This is a genomic window from Nesterenkonia natronophila (assembly GCF_003595215.1).
In the GTDB taxonomy this organism is placed as follows: Bacteria; Actinomycetota; Actinomycetes; order Actinomycetales; family Micrococcaceae; genus Nesterenkonia; species Nesterenkonia natronophila.
Genome location: NZ_QYZP01000002.1, coordinates 309,430 through 326,864 on the forward strand (window position 1 = coordinate 309,430; position 17,435 = coordinate 326,864).

A 17,435-nucleotide genomic window follows, 5' to 3' on the forward strand; every position below is an offset into this window, starting at 1 on the left:
TACGGTCTCGCTTGGCCTCACGTCGACTCTCCGCTTATCAAACTGCCTGCCCCGGGTTACTACTGAACGTCCCTGGGTTTCTTGGAGAGTCACGTCAAGGACGGAACCAAACCCAGTACGGTTCAAAACCCACTTATTCGCTGAGACCTTTGAACCGTTCAAAGTAGGTGTTGAGCTTGTCAATGACGGTCTGCTTCTTTGCTCCGTGGGTGTTGGCCCGGGAGAATCGTGAGCTGCGTTGGGCGAAGAGCGTGTTGATCCGTGTGCCGACCGCGGGGACAGCCCCGTCGCGGAAGGCATCAGCGACCAGCGACTCGGTCTCCTCGGGCTTGAGATTCTCTTCGTCAATGAGAGTGTGCAGCTCCTCAGTACGCTTCTGTTCGATGTAGGAGCGCCACTCATCCTCGACCGTACCGGTGATGGAGACTTTGTCCACGAACTGCAGGATGAGGTCTTTCTTGTTCCGCAGGCTGGGGCTGGCATCGACGGAGCGTTCAATATCGGCTCGGATTTCTTTGTCTTCGTCTCCGCCAGCGTGGCGTTTCTTATCCACCAGCATGAGGATGTAATCGACATTGACCTCATCTTGGCGGGCGAGTTCGATCTCGAAGACCACGTCCTCATGAATCTGGGCTTTCTCGCCCTCAGCTGCTTCCCGGTACTGCCGGTGCAGTTCCAAATAGACGCTCTTCCGGTCCTGAAACTCAGCGTCGGGCAGCGGGTTATCAGCAGCGAAGTCATCGAAGCTGGTCAGGATGTTGCGCAGCCTCATGATCTTGCCCTGCAACCTGATCAGGTCTTTCTGAGCTTCCTCGCTGGCGGGTATCTCCGTCGGGTCGGGGTACTTCGTGCGCAGCTCCTCCAGTGTGTTGGAGAACTCCTCCAAGTACTCTGCATACGGTTTCAGGAGTACGACGCCGCCGGCGTCTTTGTTGCCGAAGAGGGCTAGGGCGTCGTCGGTGGCTTGCTTGAGGTCGCGGAAGCTTACGATGTTGCCGTAGGTCTTCACCGAGTTCAGGATCCGGTTGGTCCGCGAGTAGGCCTGCACAAGCCCGTGATACCGCAGGTTCTTATCCACCCACAGGGTGTTCAGAGTGGTGGCGTCGAAGCCGGTGAGGAACATGTTGACCACTACTGCCATGTCCAGCTCGCGGTTCTTCAACCGGGCGGAGAAGTCCTTGTAATAGCCCTGGAAGCCCTCGCTAGTGGTGTCCCAGCTGGTGGAAAACATGTCATTGTAATCCTGAATCGCGTCCTCTAAGAAGGTGCGGGAGTCAGTGTCCAGCTCGGTGGGGTCGAAGCGTTCCTCTGGCAGAAGCCCGTCGGGTTGGGCTTCGTTGGGCGCGAAGCTGTAGATAATACCGATCTTCAGCGGCTGATAGCTGGGGTTCTCAGCTTGCCGTTCCAACTGTGCCTTGCCGAAGGTGTTGTAGTACTGTTTCGCCGCTTGGATGCTGGAGGCAGCAAACAGCGAGTTGAAGCCACGCAGCGCGGTGTCCCTGCGGTCTTCCTGCACTCGACCTTTACCCCGTACGACAGCTTCCACATTGCTGACTTGCCGGAACCGGTACGTCTGAGCGTCGCGTTTGGTCTTCTGATCGAAGTGCTCCAACACATAGTCGACCACACCGCGGATACGGGTCGGGTGCATCAGCGCGGCCTCGGTGTCGATAGCGGAGACCTCACTGTCTCCGCCCCCGGGCTTCACCGCGATGGTGTTGATGTAATCAATCCGGAACGGCAACACGTTCTTATCCCCGACAGCATCGACCACGGTGTAGGTGTGCAGCTTCTCCCCGAAGGCCTGCTCCGTGGTCTTCAGCTGCGGGTTCCCACCCCCGGAGGAATTATCAGCAAAGATCGGGGTGCCGGTGAACCCGAAGAGGTGATACTTCTTGAAGCTCTTGGTGATGGCGGTGTGCATGCCTCCGAACTGGGACCGGTGACACTCATCAAAGATCAACACCACATGCTGACCGAACGCCGGGTGCTTCGGGTTCTGCTCAATAAACCGGGAGAGCTTCTGGATCGTGGTCACAACGATCTTGGAGGTCGGGTCCTGCATCCGCTGCCTCAAATGGGCAGTGTTCTCCGTGCCGTCGACGGCACCTTTTTCGAACCGGTCATACTCCCGCTGGGTCTGATAATCCAGATCCTTGCGGTCCACCACGAACAGCACCTTCTCCACCGTCTCCAGCTTCGACGCCAGCTGGGCGGCTTTGAAGCTGGTCAGGGTCTTCCCCGACCCGGTGGTGTGCCAGATATACCCACCAGCGGCCACGGTACCGTAACGCTTATAGTTCGAGGCGGTTTCGATCCGACGTAGAATCCGCTCAGCCGCGACGATCTGGTAGGGCCGCATCACCAACAGATTCTGATCCACGTCGAACACGCAATACTTCGTGAGGATATTCAACAGCGTGTGCTTAGCGAAGAACGTCTTCGTGAACCCCACCAGGTCCGTGATCGCCTTGTTGTTCGCATCAGCCCACCAGGAGGTGAACGCATAGGAGTTCGACGTCTGCTTCCGAGACCTCCCCGAGGCTCTGGCCGCATGCAGGTGCCCATCCCGGACAGTGTTGGAGTAATACTTCGTCAGCGTGCCGTTACTGATCACGAACAGCTGCACATACTCAAACAACCCAGACCCGGCCCAGAACGAATCCCGCTGATATCGGCTGATCTGGTTGAACGCCTCCCGAATATCCACCCCACGACGCTTCAGCTCAACGTGGACCATCGGTAGCCCATTGACCAACACCGTCACGTCATACCGATTCGAATACGCCCCCTCGGCCTCGTACTGGTTGAGCACCTGGAGCCGATTGTTGTGAATATTTGAGATGTCCAGGAGACGAATGTTCTTCTGAGTACCGTCATCGCGTTCCAGCAACTCAATCCCACGCTTCTCGTGGAGCCGCCGAGCCTTCTCCACAATGCCCTCAGTAGCACTCGAAACACTGGTCTTAAAGAACCGCTCCCACTCCGCATCAGTGAACGAGACCTTGTTCAACGCCTCCAGCTGAGACCGGAGGTTCGCCACCAGGTCGGCATCGCTGGTGATGGTGAGTCGCTCATAGGCCTGGTCCTGCAGCTGAGCGATGAATGTGTCCTCCAACTGCTGCTCAGACTGGTAATCAGCCGCCGAACGCACCGGAGCCTCATACTCCGCCACCACGGTCGACTCCCGAGTGACCGCAATCGGGTCATACCGCACCACAGAGCCCGAAGCCCTCACGCCGGGGCCTCCCCAAAACTCAACAAGCGATGACGGTAATACTCATACTGCTTCCGCCGCGCCTCAATCTCCGCAGGAAGACCGGAAGTGAGGTCGTCAACGAGCACATCGAACCTGTCTAAGACTCTAACGATCCGGCGCTGTTCTGCGGTAGGCAAAACCGGAACTGGCAGGTCACGCAGAGTTCCTAGAACGATGTAGGTCATTGCTGCACGATTAGTGCGCCCTTCCAGGTAGCGCTGCAGGCCAGCCTTCAAGACATAGAAGAGAAATCTAACGTCAACAAGGTCCGAGAACTGCGTCAAAACGTATGTTCTTTGGTAGGCCTCGAACTTCCCGGCGTAGTGCTTTACGGCGCCAACATTCGCGTTTCCTGCAATGAGCAAGGCCTCAGAATTCCATCGATATCGGTCTATGCGCGAGATTTCCTGGGCGGTAGTGAAGAAAGCGTATTCACCATCTTCCACAGCTGCATTCGCGTTTAGCTTGCCTGTCTCAATTTTGCAAAGTTCACCGAGAGTGACCCAAGAGGCGGAATCCGGTACGATGAGCAATTGTTCGCGGTAGTGTTCGTATTGGGTGCGGCGGGCTTCCAGCTCCGCTTCCAGCTCCGCCTCCAGCTCCGCTGTCAGGGCGCTGAACGTATCGAGGATCCGCACGATCTCGTCCTGAACCTCGACAGGAGGAACGGGGACCCGATATGCCCGGATCATTGCCAAATTTAGGCCGCCGCGTGTGCCGTCTCCAGACGAAACATCCCGTAACCGCGAGTACTGCGTTGTTAGATAGAAGTAAAGAAAATCCCCCGTAACATCACCACTCGGGACGATCGATGCCAGCGACTGGTTCGTGCAACATGCAACACGTGTTCGGGCAACAGTGCCTCGCGTCTTGCCTTGCCCCGCCAGTGCCATCACTACGGCGCCCGACGAGATCATCTTCGTACTGCAGGAGTCGTACCCAGCCTGAGTGATGTAGGTATCGGCTTCGTAGATCGTTCCCTTATTCACTTCGCCGGAGCTTAGCCAGGGGATAGTTCCACCTGCCCAGTACTCAGTTTCAGCCTTGGAGGGGGTCGCTCCGGCGGACACTTGACATATTTCGCCGATACTCCTATAAGGAACTCCGTCCGGACACAGAACCCCGATCAGTTCGTCGATGCGGCTCATCGCGGCTGGCCTTCTAGGTCGGCGACGATTTCGTCGATTTCTTGGCGAAGCTGAGTTTGTCGGGCGACGATGCGCTCAATTTCAGCGTTGAGGGCTTTGATGTCGATTTCTTCGCGGGTGTCTTAGGCTTCGACGTAGGAGCTGACCGCGATGTTGTAGTCGTTGTCTGCGATCTGGGTGTTCTCGACCAGGGTGGCGAAGTGCTCGACGTCCTTCCGGGCGGTGACAGTTGCGAAGATTTTCTGTCGGTGGTCTGGGGTGAGTCGGTTCTTGTTGCCTTGGCGTTCGAACCCTGCGGAGGCGTCGACGAAAAGGATGCTGTTGTCGTGTCTGGATTTTTTCAGCACGATGATGCAGGTGCCTATGCTTGTGCCGAAGAACAAGTCTGGTGGCAGTTGGATGACGGTGTCGACGTAGTTGTTATCGACCAGGTACTTGCGGATCTTCTGTTCGGCCCCGCCGCGGTAGAGCACCCCGGGGAATTCGACGATGGCGGCGGTGCCATTGACTGCCAACCACGACAGGATGTGCATGGTGAAGGCGAGGTCGGCCTTGGACTTTGGAGCCAGCACCCCGGCGGGGGAGAAGCGGGGGTCATCGATCAGCAGCGGATTCGCATCCCCCTCCCATTTGGTGGAGTAGGGAGGGTTGGACACGATCGCCTCGAACGGTTCATCGTCCATATGGTGGGGGTCGGTGAGGGTGTCGCCGTGGGCGATATCGAACTTCTCGTAGTTGATGTCGTGGAGGAACATGTTGATCCGGGCCAGGTTGTAGGTGGTCAGGTTGATCTCCTGACCATAGAAACCCTGGTGGACCTTGTCTTTGCCGAGGATCTTGGCGAACTGCAGCAGCAGAGACCCTGACCCGCAAGCCGGGTCATAGACCTTGTTCACTTCTGTTTTGCCGGCAATGGTGATTCTCGCCAGCAGTTCGGAGACTTCTTGCGGGGTGAAGTACTCGCCACCTGATTTGCCGGCTTGGGAGGCGTACATCGCCATGAGGTATTCGTAGGCGTCGCCGAAGGCGTCGATGCTGTTATCGGCGAACCGGCCCAGGTTCAGGTCCCCGATTGCTTCGAGCAGTTTGACCAGTTTCTCGTTGCGCTTGATGACACTGTTGCCAAGCTTGGCGCTGTTGACGTCGAGGTCGTCGAAGAGTCCTTTGAGGTCGTACTCCGACTGGTGCCCCACCGCGGAGCCTTCAATATTGCGGAAGACCTGGGCGAGGGTCTCGTTGAGGTTCTCATCATGGCGGGCATGCTGGCGGACGTTGATGAAGAGGTCTGAGGGGAGGATGAAGAAACCTTTATCGTCCACGGTGGTTTCGCGTCCGAATTCGGCGTCCTGGTTGCTCAGCTGCGCGTAGTCGAAATCCGGGTCCCCGTCGGCGGCTGTGCGCTCCTGCTCGTTGAGGTATTCGGTGAGGTTCTCGGAGATGTAACGGTAGAACAGCATCCCCAGCACGTACTGCTTGAAGTCCCAACCGTCCACTGAGCCACGCAGGTCATTGGCCATCCGCCAAATGGTCTTATGCAGCTCAGCCCGCTGATTGGGGTTCAAGCGGGTCTCAGTCACCTCGATCTCAGGGGCAACAGAACTCATATCCGGTGATCTCCTCAGCAGTGTGACGCAATCCAACGTTTCTGCACCTCAGCCTATCGGGCAGTCCGGAGACCCGCCGGGGCAGCCACGGTGGGCGTGCCTGCCTTTTCAGCATCGGTGGCGCCCATCCTCAGCACGTCTGCATCACCACTCTGTCGACTCGACGGCGAGTTAACCTCCGAGTACCGGGCCGCCCCGGTCGGGTTCGGAGCGTTCTCCTTGGTGGGTTCTGGCTTTGGCGTCGGCGCGGTACTTGTCTTTGATCCGCTGCCGCTTTTTCTCCCTGGTGTGCATGAATGTTTCGAAGTGTTCCCGGAGGGTCTCCTTGGCGGGGGTCTTCATCCGGTCGAGGAAGTCGTTGACGTCTTTTACGATTGCCTCGCGGGCCGTGACGCGCTCTTCGCGCTCTTCCAGGGTTTCCTGGTGACGTTTCGCGGCTGCCCGGGCCCTGGCGGCGGCTTCGAGCTCTGCAGAAGCCTTAGAGAGTTTCTCAGCGGCGTGCTGATCGCGGTGGGTGATGTCGGCTTCCCTGTCGTCGAGATCTCTGGAGCGGGAGGCGACACGGGATTTCTCCTGGTCCACTTGATCGCAGGCGTAACGCAACCACTTGTCTTCTTTGGTGAGGTTGTCTCGGTATGTATCCAGCCTCGCGTGGTAATCCTCCGCCGATGCCTCCCGTTGCTTGAGGTCTTCGTTTTTGACCTTGAGCTGCTCTGTCTGGTCCAGGGTCTGGCGTCGGGTGTCCATCACTTCGGCGTATTCGTCTTTGCCGAGACCGGAGAGGTGCCTTTCCGGGTCGTAGTCACTCTCCACCGGGAAGCCGCGGTTGATCATGTGCGCTCGGAGTCCTTGTTGGTAGCGCGACATTTTGGCTTTGGGCTGCTCCATGACTTGTTGCGGCTGTCCTGTCTTCTCATCTATGACAGGGTGGCCGGTGACTTTGTCGATCTTGTCGACGGTGACATCACGATGAGCTCCCCACATGCGTGCGGCGTCGACGCGGAGTTTGCCTTCGTGTTTGGGGTCAGGGGCCAGTGTGTCGGCCATGATCTGGATGTGTGGGGTGGATTCGTCGAAGTTGATGTCGAACCCGTGGATGGCATCGGCACCACCTGTGAGGACCTCGCGGGTGTAGTAGGTCAGGACTTCTGTGAAGTACCGGATCGCCTCGTTCCGGTCTTTGGCGACCCACCGGCTGCGCATCCTCGGTTCGCCAGTGGCGGTATCGATGACCGGCTGCGCGGTCTGTTTATCCACGATGGGGTAGTAGTCGGGAATCTCCCGACACATCGTCTTCGGCAGATGAGCGGCGATGAGCGTGGTTTCGAACGAGTTTGGGTTCCACCTGCGGTAGACATTCTTGATACGTGAGTCTCCGTAGTCCAACACTTCCTTCGTGGACTTCGCCTGACCTCGAATTGGCAGGGTCAGTGGGAATGGTCAGTCAAGCTGGGACGCGCCAGTGATGACGATGCCCATGTGACCCTTCGTTTCGGGCCGACAGCTGTGACTACAGTGAACTGGACCCCTGGGCTTGTCTCCTCTCCTGATTACTCACGAATCTTTGTAGCTGACTCACCCCGCAAGGAAGGCTTTCGCGTGATCTCCCAAACCGAGGTGACTCTATCCGAGGTCGTTGCAGGACTCGGGTCAGGGGACTTGCGGCTGCGAGACGCTGTGCTGAAGGCAATTCCAGCCGACTGCGCAACTACATAGGAGCCGGTTTCAGAACCTGAAATCGGTCGAGTCCAAAGTCCCACTGTTCAGCTAAGAGCGCTCATCACCGCCGCCACTCCGACGCTGCAGTTCCTGGGCCAACACCTCGTCACTGAAATGCTTCAGGGTCCTACGCTGCACTACAGCCAGTAGGTCCCGCACCGGCTCTCCGTGTTTGACCCGGTCACCAACCTCCATCAAGACCCACTGCTGGATGCTGTGAGCGGTGCACAGAAGTGGTGGGTGGACGCGAATTGTGGTGCATTCCGGCCCGAAAGTTGCTGCGAGCTTTCTGCAAAGCACGCATTTTGGTTGCTGTACGCGGGATAGGCCGGCCGTATGTGGCCGAGTATTTGGAGCGGACGCCCGACTCCGTACTCAGCCGTTCGGAGAAGTCACTGTGTCGGGCACGGTAGTCTAGCGACCCCCCCCGACAATGTGCCTCGGCGAGGGCATTCACAGAATTCCTCGCACAATGAAACCGATCAGCTTTCGTAAAGCTTGATGCTCTGAAATTCGGTGCGGACGTCCTTAATGCGGCGCCCATCATTCACAGCCCAGAAGTACCAACCGTTCGTCGACTTCCTCCTCAGAGCGTGGCCAGCGGCAGAGGGGGACCTGTACCGCGTCCCGTCGAGCTCGATCGTCCCATCCGGCATCAGCACTGCTTCTTTGCCCCTAGAGTCCCGATGAGTAGCCGACAGAGAGTCTCCGTCTTTCAGGAGCCGTTCCAGCCGAAGATCTGCTGGGCGAAGACGTCGACGATGAACGCCACGTAGTACCATCCCGCCCAGGTGCGCACGTAGGTGAAGTCCGCGACCCATACACGATTCGGCGCGTCGGCGGTGAAGTCCCGGTTCAACAAGTCTCCGGCGAGGACCCCGTCCTTGGCTGGGATCGTGGTGAGGATGCCTTTGCCCCGGCGTACTCCGGCCAGCCCCAGGTTGCGCATGGCCCGGTCGACTGCGCCCCGGGAGGCACCCGGAATACTGCGGCGGGTCAGCGCGGTCATCTTCTGCCGCCCGAAGAGGCCCACCGGCGCGAGCTTGGTCTTGCCGTGGCGAAGGGTTATTGAGGGCCAGTTCCCGAATGCGGCACTCCACCGAAGCATCAGTGATCGTGCGGGCAGCGACGTGTTGGTTCCTTCTTGCCCAGGCCCGGTAGGTTCTCGCTGCGATCTTTAGACACTCGGCAGAGAGGATCTGACAGATCGACTCGACAACGAAACCGTGGCCCCTGAGTTCATCTATGAACGCCAAGATCAGCGGCTGCGGGGGTCGAGTATCCGCCTGCGAAGAAAATCGAGGCCCTGCGCAGGATCTCGTTGGTCTCTTTCAGCCGCCGGTTCTCCATGCGTACTGTTTTAGCTCGGTGTCCTCGACGGTGGTGACACCGTCGCGGGTGCCGTGGTCGATCTGATGTTGACGCGCCCATCGCCGGAGGGTGTCACGACCGACACCGACCTGCGTGGAGATGACCTCCACTGCCGCGGTGCGGGAAGAGTATTCGGACTGGTGATCGAGCACCAATCGGACTCGATACAACTGGGGACCTGTATGTGGTGATCCCGGCGGAGATCGCTAGGATGGGCGTCACCCGTCGAACGCCGGTCGCGGACAAGAGACTGGCCAATTGACTGCCCGCCCGCCGCGAGGAAGCACTTGTCCACGGCGGCTCCCTGATCGGGAGGCCCACTGATCCGCAGAAGCGATGGCCGAGTAGTGGAAATGGCGGAGCAGGACTGCTGATCGCTGAGCTGTACAGCGGCATGGCAAAGGAATTGGGTATCCCTCTATTGGAGCGCGCACGTAGTCACATGTGGAGAACGACGCTCACCAGTCGGTATATCGAGGCCGGGATGGCCCGTGAAGACGTAGCAGCAATGCTTGGCCACGACGAGCAGACTAACCTGCGCAGCTACACCGATCGCACAGATACCAGGGCTGCCAGAGCGGCTTACAGGAGCAAGCGCGGAGCTCAAGGAACTACGGTCTAGAAGGGTAATCTACGGTCAAAACCAGTAATCTCCAATAACGCGCGAGAACCATATGATGGCGACTTGAGCTGCGATAACTCTAGTTAGCACGCAAAATTATCTACATGGCACCTATAACTCGGAGGTCGCAAGTTCAAATCTTGCCCTCGCAACGAGTAAGGACCGCTGACGAGAAGTTTTCTTAGTTGGCGGCCCTTTTTCTTTTTTGCGCAGCGAATAACGCACACTACATCCGCACGCCCATCGGATTCCGGATGTCGCGGCTTCTTCCGCACCTGGAAATGCAGCGATCTGGGCACAGGGACGCCCTTTGAGGCCCTGATGAATTTCGCCATTCCTTTGTACGGTTGAATGGAGCTCAGTATGCTGTATTACGGTCAGTGTTGCATTGGCACAACAGTCCGGGGTGGACACCATGAGCGACCGCACCGCTCGCGCACGCATCCGAAACGCCGCGATCTCTTGCTTGGCCACGACGGGCCTTTCCGTCGCCGACATCGAAGATATCGCTGAAGACGCGGGTACCTCTGCGGCGCTCATCATTCACCACTTTGGTTCAAAGGGCAGGCTGCGCGTCGTGCGAGAGACGTTTCGATGCCATGATCAGCGAGCAACCGCAGCCTTTCAGTTCCTTGCCAACGGAGTCTTCGACGCAGGTGTCGTGAAGATGGCGTCCGATGCGTAACTTCTCGCCTACTCAAGAGCACAGGAAAGGAACAACCATGGACAATCCGGTGATCCAAGTCCAAGGACTGGACAAGTCCTACGGTAAAGTACAGGCACTGGCCGACCTCAGCCTCACCGTGGAACGAGGCGAGGTGCACGGCTTTCTAGGGCCCAACGGGGCGGGCAAGACTACCGCCATCCGCATCTTGCTGGGTCTGCTCAGAGGAGACTCCGGCACGGCAACCGTTCTTGGCGCCGATCCCTGGGACCAGGCAGTGGCGCTGCATCGCAGACTTGCGTATGTTCCGGGCGAGGTTGAGCTGTGGCCAAACTTGAGCGGCGGACAAGCCATTGACGTCTTGGGCAAACTGCGCGGCGGAGTGGACCGCGCCCGCGTTGAGCACGTTGCGAAGCGATTTGACCTTGACCTGACGAAGAAGGGTCGCACTTACTCTAAGGGAAACCGACAGAAGGTCGCGCTAGTTGCGGCGCTCGCAGCAGACGTGGAATTGCTGATTCTCGATGAACCCACCGCTGGCCTTGACCCTCTCATGGAGGCCGTTTTCCAAAGTATGATCCATGAGGCACGCGACGAAGGCCGCACAGTGTTGCTCTCCAGCCACATTCTGGCCCAGGTTGAGGTGCTGGCTGACCGCGTCTCGATTATCCGCCAAGGTCATATTGTCGAGACCGGAACGCTCACTGACCTCCAGCAGTTGGCACGCACCTCCATTACGGCGCACTTGGCAAGCCCGGCCGATGATGTGGCCGCCATGGAGGGCGTCCACGAGTTTGAGCAGGATGAGGTTCGGGTTCACTTTGAGGTCGAAACCGATCACCTAGACGCTGTGCTGAAGCGGTTGGCGACCCTTCACGTTCGGTCGCTGGTGTCCCGGCCGCCGACGCTCGAACAGCTGCTGCTCCGTCACTACAGCGACGCTGACTCGAATGCGAGCGCATCATGACCGCGACCAGGCGGATCACTCCGACAAAGCGGTCGGGGGACAAGCGCTCGAGTTCGGTATTTGCAGGGACGCGGACATTGCTATTGTTCGCGCTGCGCCGTGACCGCATTCGCATCCCGGTGTGGGCGCTGTCGATCTCGCTGATGTCGATGGCCGCACTCGCAGCCATCGATGACTCCTTTGATGACCCGGAATCAGTCGCGCAGATCGAAGTGACAATGAGCTCTCCGGCTATTGTCGCGATCACCGGACCCAACTACGCGCCAGGGGAGTACACGTTGGGCGTCATGATGGGCCAGCGAATGTTGGTGTGGACTCTCATTGCCGTCGCCATCATGTCCATAATGCTGATCGTGCGCCACACTCGCACTGAGGAGGCTACGGGTCGCGCAGAATTGGTGCGTTCGGCTGTAGTAGGTCGTCACGCCTCCTCATTCGCCGCATATATGGCGGTAGCGACAGCAAATCTCGCCGTCGCTGCCACCGTGACACTCGCTCTCGGCAGCGCTGGGGCCGACACCGTCGATTGGAGCGGTTCGCTTCTATACGGCGCCGCGCACTTTGCGACTGGCCTGTTCTTTGCCTCCGTTGCGCTCGTGGTGGTACAGATCAGTGAGTTTCCACGCGGGGTGATCGGTATGGGGGTCGGCGTGGTGGGAGTGGCCTTTGCGCTGCGATCAGCTGGTGACGTAGCGGAAAACGGACTGTCGTGGGTCTCACCACTGGGTTGGGGACAGGCCACGCACGTGTTTCACACCGATCGCTGGTGGCCGCTCGCGTTCCTGCTCATCGGTGCGCTCGTCCTGGCTTTGCTTGCTGCAATGCTGAGCACTCGCCGTGGTGTGGGCGCTGGCCTGCGTGCGCCGCGTCCGTCACCCGCCACGGCGTCTTCAGCACTTACCCACCCTTTTGGGTTCGCGATGCGCATGCAGCGTGGCATGGTGGTCGGGTGGAGTGCGGGCCTGTTCGCCTTGGGCCTCACCTACGGCTCGGTGCTGCCAGAAATGGAGTCTTTCATCGAGCAGTTCGAAGAACTGGGCGCCGTGTTCGCGGAAGCGGGCGGAGCGACCATAATGGATTCTTTTGTGGCGACAATTATGATGGTGCTCGCGGTCTTCGCCTCGGCATCGGCCGTCTTGAGTGCGCAGCGTATGCGTAGTGAGGAAGTAGAAGGTCGCGCCGAGCCGATGCTTGTGGCGGGGCTTCCTCGCCGCACCTACTACGGGGCCTACGTGGCCAGTGCGGTGCTGACAACTACAGTAGTGATGCTCGCGGGGGCGTTGGGTTTTGGCCTGGCTGGTGCCGCTGTGGTGGACGGCGAGGTGATGCGTCAAACCATGGTTGCTGCCGCGGGGTTCATCCCCGCGCTGTGGGTGGTAAGTGCAGTTGGCTTTGCGCTCGTGGGGATCGCCCCCAAGTTCACAGCCTGGGTGTGGGCGTTGGTGGCCTACTCGTTCGTCACTGTGTACTTGGGGCCCCTGCTGGATCTGCCGGAATGGACGGCCAACTTGACGCCGCTGGGTCACCCCGCGCAGTACCCGGCGGAAGAGTGGACGTGGTGGCCCCTGCTCATCCTCACAGCCCTAGCGGTGCTGCTGATTGGCATTGGCGCAGTGGCGTTCCGCAGACGGGACTTCCAGTCCACGATATGAGCCCGGGCCACAGTCCAGTCTTCGGAGGCGCGACGTTCGGTTGTGGACCTACATCATGAAATAGATTCCCTCCGGTTGAAAGTGGATGAATCCCAGGGTGTTCCTGGGGGCCGTAGAATTAATGGCTTTAGGGCCCGTGATTTGCTGCGTGTTGCCTCACCTGGAGGCCTATAGATCTCCTAAGGAGTGATTGTGAGCAAGGTGCCACCCTTATGCGAAGTCCAGCTCGAGAATGAGTTCTTTCGTGTCACTCGGTGGACTATTGAGCCTGGACAAACGATTCCCATGCACCGACACGACCACGAGTACGTCGTGGTCCCCCTTGTCACTCAGACCATGCACGTAACAAACTCTGATGGCAGTGAGATCGTCGCGGAACTCGTTGAAGGGCAGAGTTATACACGCCCAGCGGGCTCAGAACACCGGGTTGAGAATCGGAACACGTCTCAAACTCTCGTTTTCGTTGAGGTAGAGCACCTAGGACAGGACTCATAACGATCTAATGTGCTGAGCAGGACGATTGCTGAGCGCTAGTGGTTTTCTTGGGTACAAGTCCACCCGCTGATGCCTAATGGTCATGTGACGTGAATTCCCTATGGGACCTTCGCCTCTACCTTGGAGGACGCGTAAGTCATCAAATGGGGACGGAATCGAAATTGCTCCAAGTGGGGAGTGAGCGCCACGGTGAGACCGTCTATGAGCCCCCTGTCCTACTTGATGCTCGTCATCGTGACTATGTTCAACGCGATCACGGCGATAGCCGGTGGTGTCGCGCTTCTCGCCACGGGTGGTCTCGGAATGCCGAGGTCAATGCTTGTCAATGGACCCTTCGATTCGTTTCTGTGGCCAGGAATCATCCTTCTGATGGTGGTTGGTGGTACCCAGGTCATTGCGGCTATTTTGCTTTTGTTACGGCGCGAGGCGGCATTGTTGTGGACGGCGGTAGCAGGATTCGCGATGATCATCTGGATCTTCGTTGAGACCGGCATCATCGCCGCGATCTCCTGGCTGCAAGTCGTTTACTTCACGACTGGCATCTGTCAACTCAGCCTGGTCCTCATCCTCTTGGGAGTCACCAGCAGGTTGTCCCGCGAAACCCAGGTTTCCATCGGGCCGCCAACCAGTCCGGTGGGACGGCAGTGAAAGCCTGGGTCACAAGTGGGAAGGCGGGCAAGTTTATGCTGTCGGAGCGTCCGATGCCCGAGCCTGCTAGTGATGAGTTACTGGTCAAGGTCGAAGCTTGCGGCGTCTGCCGCACCGACCTCCATGTCATCGACCAGGAACTTCCTGTGCACAGGCTAGGGGTGATCCCCGGGCACCAGGTCGTAGGGAAGGTAGTCAGCACGGGATTGGGCGTTCTGGAGAAGAAGCATGGGGACCGAGTCGGCGTTGCCTGGTTGCACCGCACATGTGGAGCGTGCCGATGGTGTCGGGAGGGACGCGAGAATCTATGCCCCTTCTCCCAGTACACGGGCTGGGACGTCGACGGGGGGTTTGCGGAGTACGTCGCAGTACCCGAGGCGTTCGCCTATTCGCTCCCCGGTGCAGCCGATCCCTCAACAATGGCGCCGTTGCTGTGCGCCGGCATCATCGGCTACCGGGCTCTCACCCGGGCGAACCTCCCTCCGGGCGGTCGCCTGGGCATCTACGGCTTCGGTTCCAGCGCCCACATCACCGCCGAACTCGCGTTGGCCGCAGGTGCGCGAATTTATGCCATGACCCGTGGTGAGAGAAGTAGGGACCTGGCTCGCGGGATGGGTGCTGTGTTCGTCGGTCACGCGACCGCCATCCCACCCGAGCCGCTGGATTCAGCGATTGTATTTGCTCCTGCCGGTGAGTTGGTCCCGCTCGCACTCCAGGCGACCGACCGCGGCGGAACTGTCGTTCTGGCCGGCATTCACATGAGCGACATCCCACAGATGGGGTACTCACATAATCTCTTCAACGAGCGCGACCTACGCACCGTCACCGCCAACACCCGGGCTGACGGAGCCGCCTTTCTTCGGCTGGTGAATTCTCTGCACCTCGTTCCGGAGACCACGCGTTACGGGTTCGAACAGGCAGGTGCTGCGATGACTGCTCTGCGATCAGGTCGCACATCTGGATCGCTTGTCGTCACCACCACATGACTTGCGTGGTCTGACCTGACCCAGCGCACCACACCCAGCTGTTCCCTGCGAGTGTGAAGTTTGACACACTAGATAAATGAAGCGATATGTCGCCCCTCTGACACCGGACCTGGCTCGAGCAGCTCGCGCTCTCACTCGGGTTTCTACTGAAGTGATCGGTGAGGCTGCCTCGCTCGATCCTCTGCGGGTCCGCGACTTCGAGCATCGCGGGGTCTCGCTGAATGCTGAGTCCAATGAGCGGCTGCGGGCGGCGTTGGAGGATTACGGCGTCGTCTTCTTCGCTGAAGATGATGACGGCGGATACGGGGTGCGGCGCAAGTACTCAGCTTCCAGGATCCGCCAACTGCAGAACTGGGAGGGTGAGGGGGGACCCGCCTACGAGGACGACATCTGAGGGTATTACTCGCCCAGATCCGGCTCCGAGCACCGCCGAGATGCTGACGGACCTGCAAGACACGTCAGGCCACGACGCAAGACCATGTTCGGGGACTCATTCTGGTCACAGTTGCGGAGGATGCCTTATGACTCGGCTCTTTGTTGTCACAGGGCAGGAACAGGGAGGTGATCTGGCCGCGGAGGAGATCGCGAGGGCACTAGCAGCAACAGAGTCTGGATTCGTCCTCGGAGTTGCGACCGGTTCCTCTCCGGAGAGCACTTGGAGGGCTTTGGCCGCCCGCAAACCACCGGTGGACCTCAGCGCGGTCCGCGCATTCGCACTTGACGAGTACTGGGACCTCCCCGCCGATCATCCGGAGAGTTACAAGGAAGTCATACACCGTCAGATCACCCGGCCCCTAGGGCTGAACCCGCAGTTGGTGCGCGTCCCCGGGGATGACGGGAAAGACTTACGGGCGGCGCAGAGGTACGAACAGGCCATCCGCGCCGCAGGGGGAATAGACCTCCAGGTACTCGGTATCGGCCGAAATGGGCATATTGGCTTCAATGAGCCGGGGTCCTCCCTCGACTCGCGCTGCCGCGTCACCCAGCTGAGTGAAGAAACGCGTAAGGCCAACTCCCGTTTTTTCGCCACTGTGGAGGACGTTCCCGCGTACTGCATAACTCAGGGGATCGGGACCATCACAGAGGCGCGGCGTCTGCTTCTATTGGCCTATGGCCCGGAGAAAGCTCAGGCGCTCGCGGCTGCATTGGAGGGGCCCGTGACATCTGCAGTGCCGGCCTCTGCCTTGCAACTCCATCCCGACCTCACGGTGGTTGCTGACGAATCAGCCGCCTCCCAGCTGCGACGCACTGGCAGCTACGGCGCCGCGGGAACGTCATGAGCCACACTGGGTCAAGGGCGCCCGCCTCTATGGCCGCCGAATACCTGGACCTGCACACACATGGCGCAGCAGGCCACGCCTACGACGACGCTGCAGAGGCTCACATTGCCCAAGCCCTGGCCGTGCACCGGGAGCATGGCACCTCAGGAACGCTGCTGAGCTTGGTCAGTGCTCCGGTGGAGCAGTTGGCACAACGGCTGCGCGAACTCCGAGAGGTGCTCGCAGCCTCCGCCGTAATCAGCGGAGTCACCGTTTACGGGGTTCACCTGGAAGGCCCCTTTCTCGCCGCCGCGCGCTGCGGAGCGCATGATTCCCAAGCGCTCAGCGCCCCCACCCCTGACGCGGTGGAGACTCTATTGGAGGCCGGTGAGGGAATCCTGCGGCAGATCACGTTGGCCCCAGAGCTACCTGGGGCCAAAGATGCCGTCCGACGCTTCACGGAGGCAGGAGTGTCAGTAGCGGTAGGTCATACCGAAGCCACGTATACGGATGCCGCCACAGCCTTCGACCTAGGGGCCTCCCTCGTGACTCACGCGTTCAACGCTATGCCCGGTCTCGGACACCGCGAACCGGGACCGCTAGGCGCTGCCCTAGAACGAGAGCATGTGACCCTGGAGGTCATCGCCGACGGGGTTCACGTGCACCCTGTCCTCGTGAAGACCCTATTCTCCGCAGCCCCGGGCAGGATAGCGCTGGTGACGGACTCCATGGCCGCCACTGGGCTGGGAGACGGCACATATCAGCTGGGTGGCCTCGCCGTCGAGGTGCAGAATTCGGTCCCACTGCTGAGCGGAACCGAGACGCTGGCTGGCTCAACTCTTACCATGGACGAGGCGGTGGCCACCGTAATTTCCGCAGGAGTTGGTCACGAGGAGGCAGTCACAGCAGCCAGCACCACCCCGGCCCGGGTTCTGGGTCTGCCTTGATGAAGCGCGGGACGAACGTCGTCATCTGTGCATCGAGCAGAGCTTAGTCCACCGACTGTGGCAAAATCGGCTCCACACCTGCTGACACGTCGGC

15 protein-coding genes and 2 pseudogenes are annotated in these 17,435 nt (G+C 59.5%); 10 read left to right on the forward strand and 7 right to left on the reverse strand.

Translation table 11 applies throughout. The features are described 5' to 3' along the window. Positions 1-133: 133 nt before the first annotated feature. The 7 genes and pseudogenes from D3250_RS06555 to D3250_RS06580 all read right to left on the reverse strand — a co-directional run bounded on the left by D3250_RS06555 (position 134) and on the right by D3250_RS06580 (position 9,253). Positions 134-3,238: a type I restriction endonuclease subunit R gene (locus tag D3250_RS06555; protein WP_119902568.1), complete on the reverse strand. Its 3,105-nt coding sequence runs from the start codon at positions 3,236-3,238 to the stop codon at positions 134-136. Further along, positions 3,235-4,407: a restriction endonuclease subunit S gene (locus D3250_RS06560; protein ID WP_119902569.1), complete on the reverse strand. Its 1,173-nt coding sequence runs from the start codon at positions 4,405-4,407 to the stop codon at positions 3,235-3,237. The genes D3250_RS06555 and D3250_RS06560 overlap by 4 nt, the downstream gene beginning before the upstream one ends. Continuing rightward, positions 4,404-6,011 (reverse strand): annotated as a pseudogene (locus tag D3250_RS06565) (type I restriction-modification system subunit M). Before D3250_RS06565 ends, D3250_RS06560 begins: the two are co-directional and overlap by 4 nt. 171 nt (positions 6,012-6,182) lie before the next feature. Beyond that, positions 6,183-7,397, reverse strand: a complete 1,215-nt coding sequence (locus D3250_RS06570) for a hypothetical protein (protein WP_147383495.1) — start codon at positions 7,395-7,397, stop codon at positions 6,183-6,185. A gap of 815 nt (positions 7,398-8,212) precedes the next feature. Next, on the reverse strand, positions 8,213-8,512 hold the full coding sequence (locus tag D3250_RS12190; protein ID WP_158583089.1) for a restriction system modified-DNA reader domain-containing protein: 300 nt from the start codon (positions 8,510-8,512) through the stop codon (positions 8,213-8,215). Continuing rightward, positions 8,449-8,595 (reverse strand): annotated as a pseudogene (locus D3250_RS12230) (DDE-type integrase/transposase/recombinase); the annotation flags it as partial. The pseudogene D3250_RS12230 and the gene D3250_RS12190, both read right to left, overlap by 64 nt. A 466-nt stretch (positions 8,596-9,061) precedes the next feature. Then, positions 9,062-9,253 carry a hypothetical protein gene (locus tag D3250_RS06580; protein ID WP_119902572.1) on the reverse strand — a complete coding sequence of 64 codons (192 nt, stop codon included), beginning with the start codon at positions 9,251-9,253 and terminating at the stop codon, positions 9,062-9,064. Positions 9,254-9,495: 242 nt separating this feature from the next. Between D3250_RS06580 and D3250_RS12195 the strand changes: the two genes are divergently transcribed. From D3250_RS12195 to D3250_RS06630, 10 genes are all read left to right on the forward strand, one after another. Continuing rightward, complete coding sequence (locus D3250_RS12195; protein ID WP_119902573.1) at positions 9,496-9,723, forward strand: tyrosine-type recombinase/integrase; 228 nt, start codon at positions 9,496-9,498, stop codon at positions 9,721-9,723. Positions 9,724-10,138: 415 nt separating this feature from the next. After that, complete coding sequence (locus D3250_RS06590) at positions 10,139-10,408, forward strand: TetR/AcrR family transcriptional regulator (RefSeq protein ID WP_119903024.1); 270 nt, start codon at positions 10,139-10,141, stop codon at positions 10,406-10,408. 37 nt (positions 10,409-10,445) lie between these two features. Continuing rightward, positions 10,446-11,354: an ABC transporter ATP-binding protein gene (locus tag D3250_RS06595; protein ID WP_119902574.1), complete on the forward strand. Its 909-nt coding sequence runs from the start codon at positions 10,446-10,448 to the stop codon at positions 11,352-11,354. After that, positions 11,351-13,006: an ABC transporter permease gene (locus D3250_RS06600; protein WP_147383496.1), complete on the forward strand. Its 1,656-nt coding sequence runs from the start codon at positions 11,351-11,353 to the stop codon at positions 13,004-13,006. Before D3250_RS06595 ends, D3250_RS06600 begins: the two co-directional genes overlap by 4 nt. 201 nt (positions 13,007-13,207) lie before the next feature. After that, positions 13,208-13,501, forward strand: a complete 294-nt coding sequence (locus D3250_RS06605) for a cupin domain-containing protein (RefSeq protein ID WP_192892587.1) — start codon at positions 13,208-13,210, stop codon at positions 13,499-13,501. Positions 13,502-13,702: 201 nt separating this feature from the next. Continuing rightward, positions 13,703-14,149 carry a hypothetical protein gene (locus D3250_RS06610; RefSeq protein WP_119902577.1) on the forward strand — a complete coding sequence of 149 codons (447 nt, stop codon included), beginning with the start codon at positions 13,703-13,705 and terminating at the stop codon, positions 14,147-14,149. A 35-nt stretch (positions 14,150-14,184) separates the two neighbouring features. Further along, positions 14,185-15,135: a zinc-dependent alcohol dehydrogenase family protein gene (locus tag D3250_RS06615; RefSeq protein ID WP_119903025.1), complete on the forward strand. Its 951-nt coding sequence runs from the start codon at positions 14,185-14,187 to the stop codon at positions 15,133-15,135. Between the two features lie 76 nt (positions 15,136-15,211). Continuing rightward, positions 15,212-15,529 carry a hypothetical protein gene (locus tag D3250_RS06620; protein WP_119902578.1) on the forward strand — a complete coding sequence of 106 codons (318 nt, stop codon included), beginning with the start codon at positions 15,212-15,214 and terminating at the stop codon, positions 15,527-15,529. Positions 15,530-15,656: 127 nt separating this feature from the next. Next, positions 15,657-16,415, forward strand: a complete 759-nt coding sequence (locus D3250_RS06625; protein WP_119902579.1) for a glucosamine-6-phosphate deaminase — start codon at positions 15,657-15,659, stop codon at positions 16,413-16,415. Positions 16,416-16,444: 29 nt separating this feature from the next. Beyond that, complete coding sequence (locus D3250_RS06630) at positions 16,445-17,341, forward strand: N-acetylglucosamine-6-phosphate deacetylase (protein ID WP_225973191.1); 897 nt, start codon at positions 16,445-16,447, stop codon at positions 17,339-17,341. Positions 17,342-17,435: the final 94 nt, after the last annotated feature.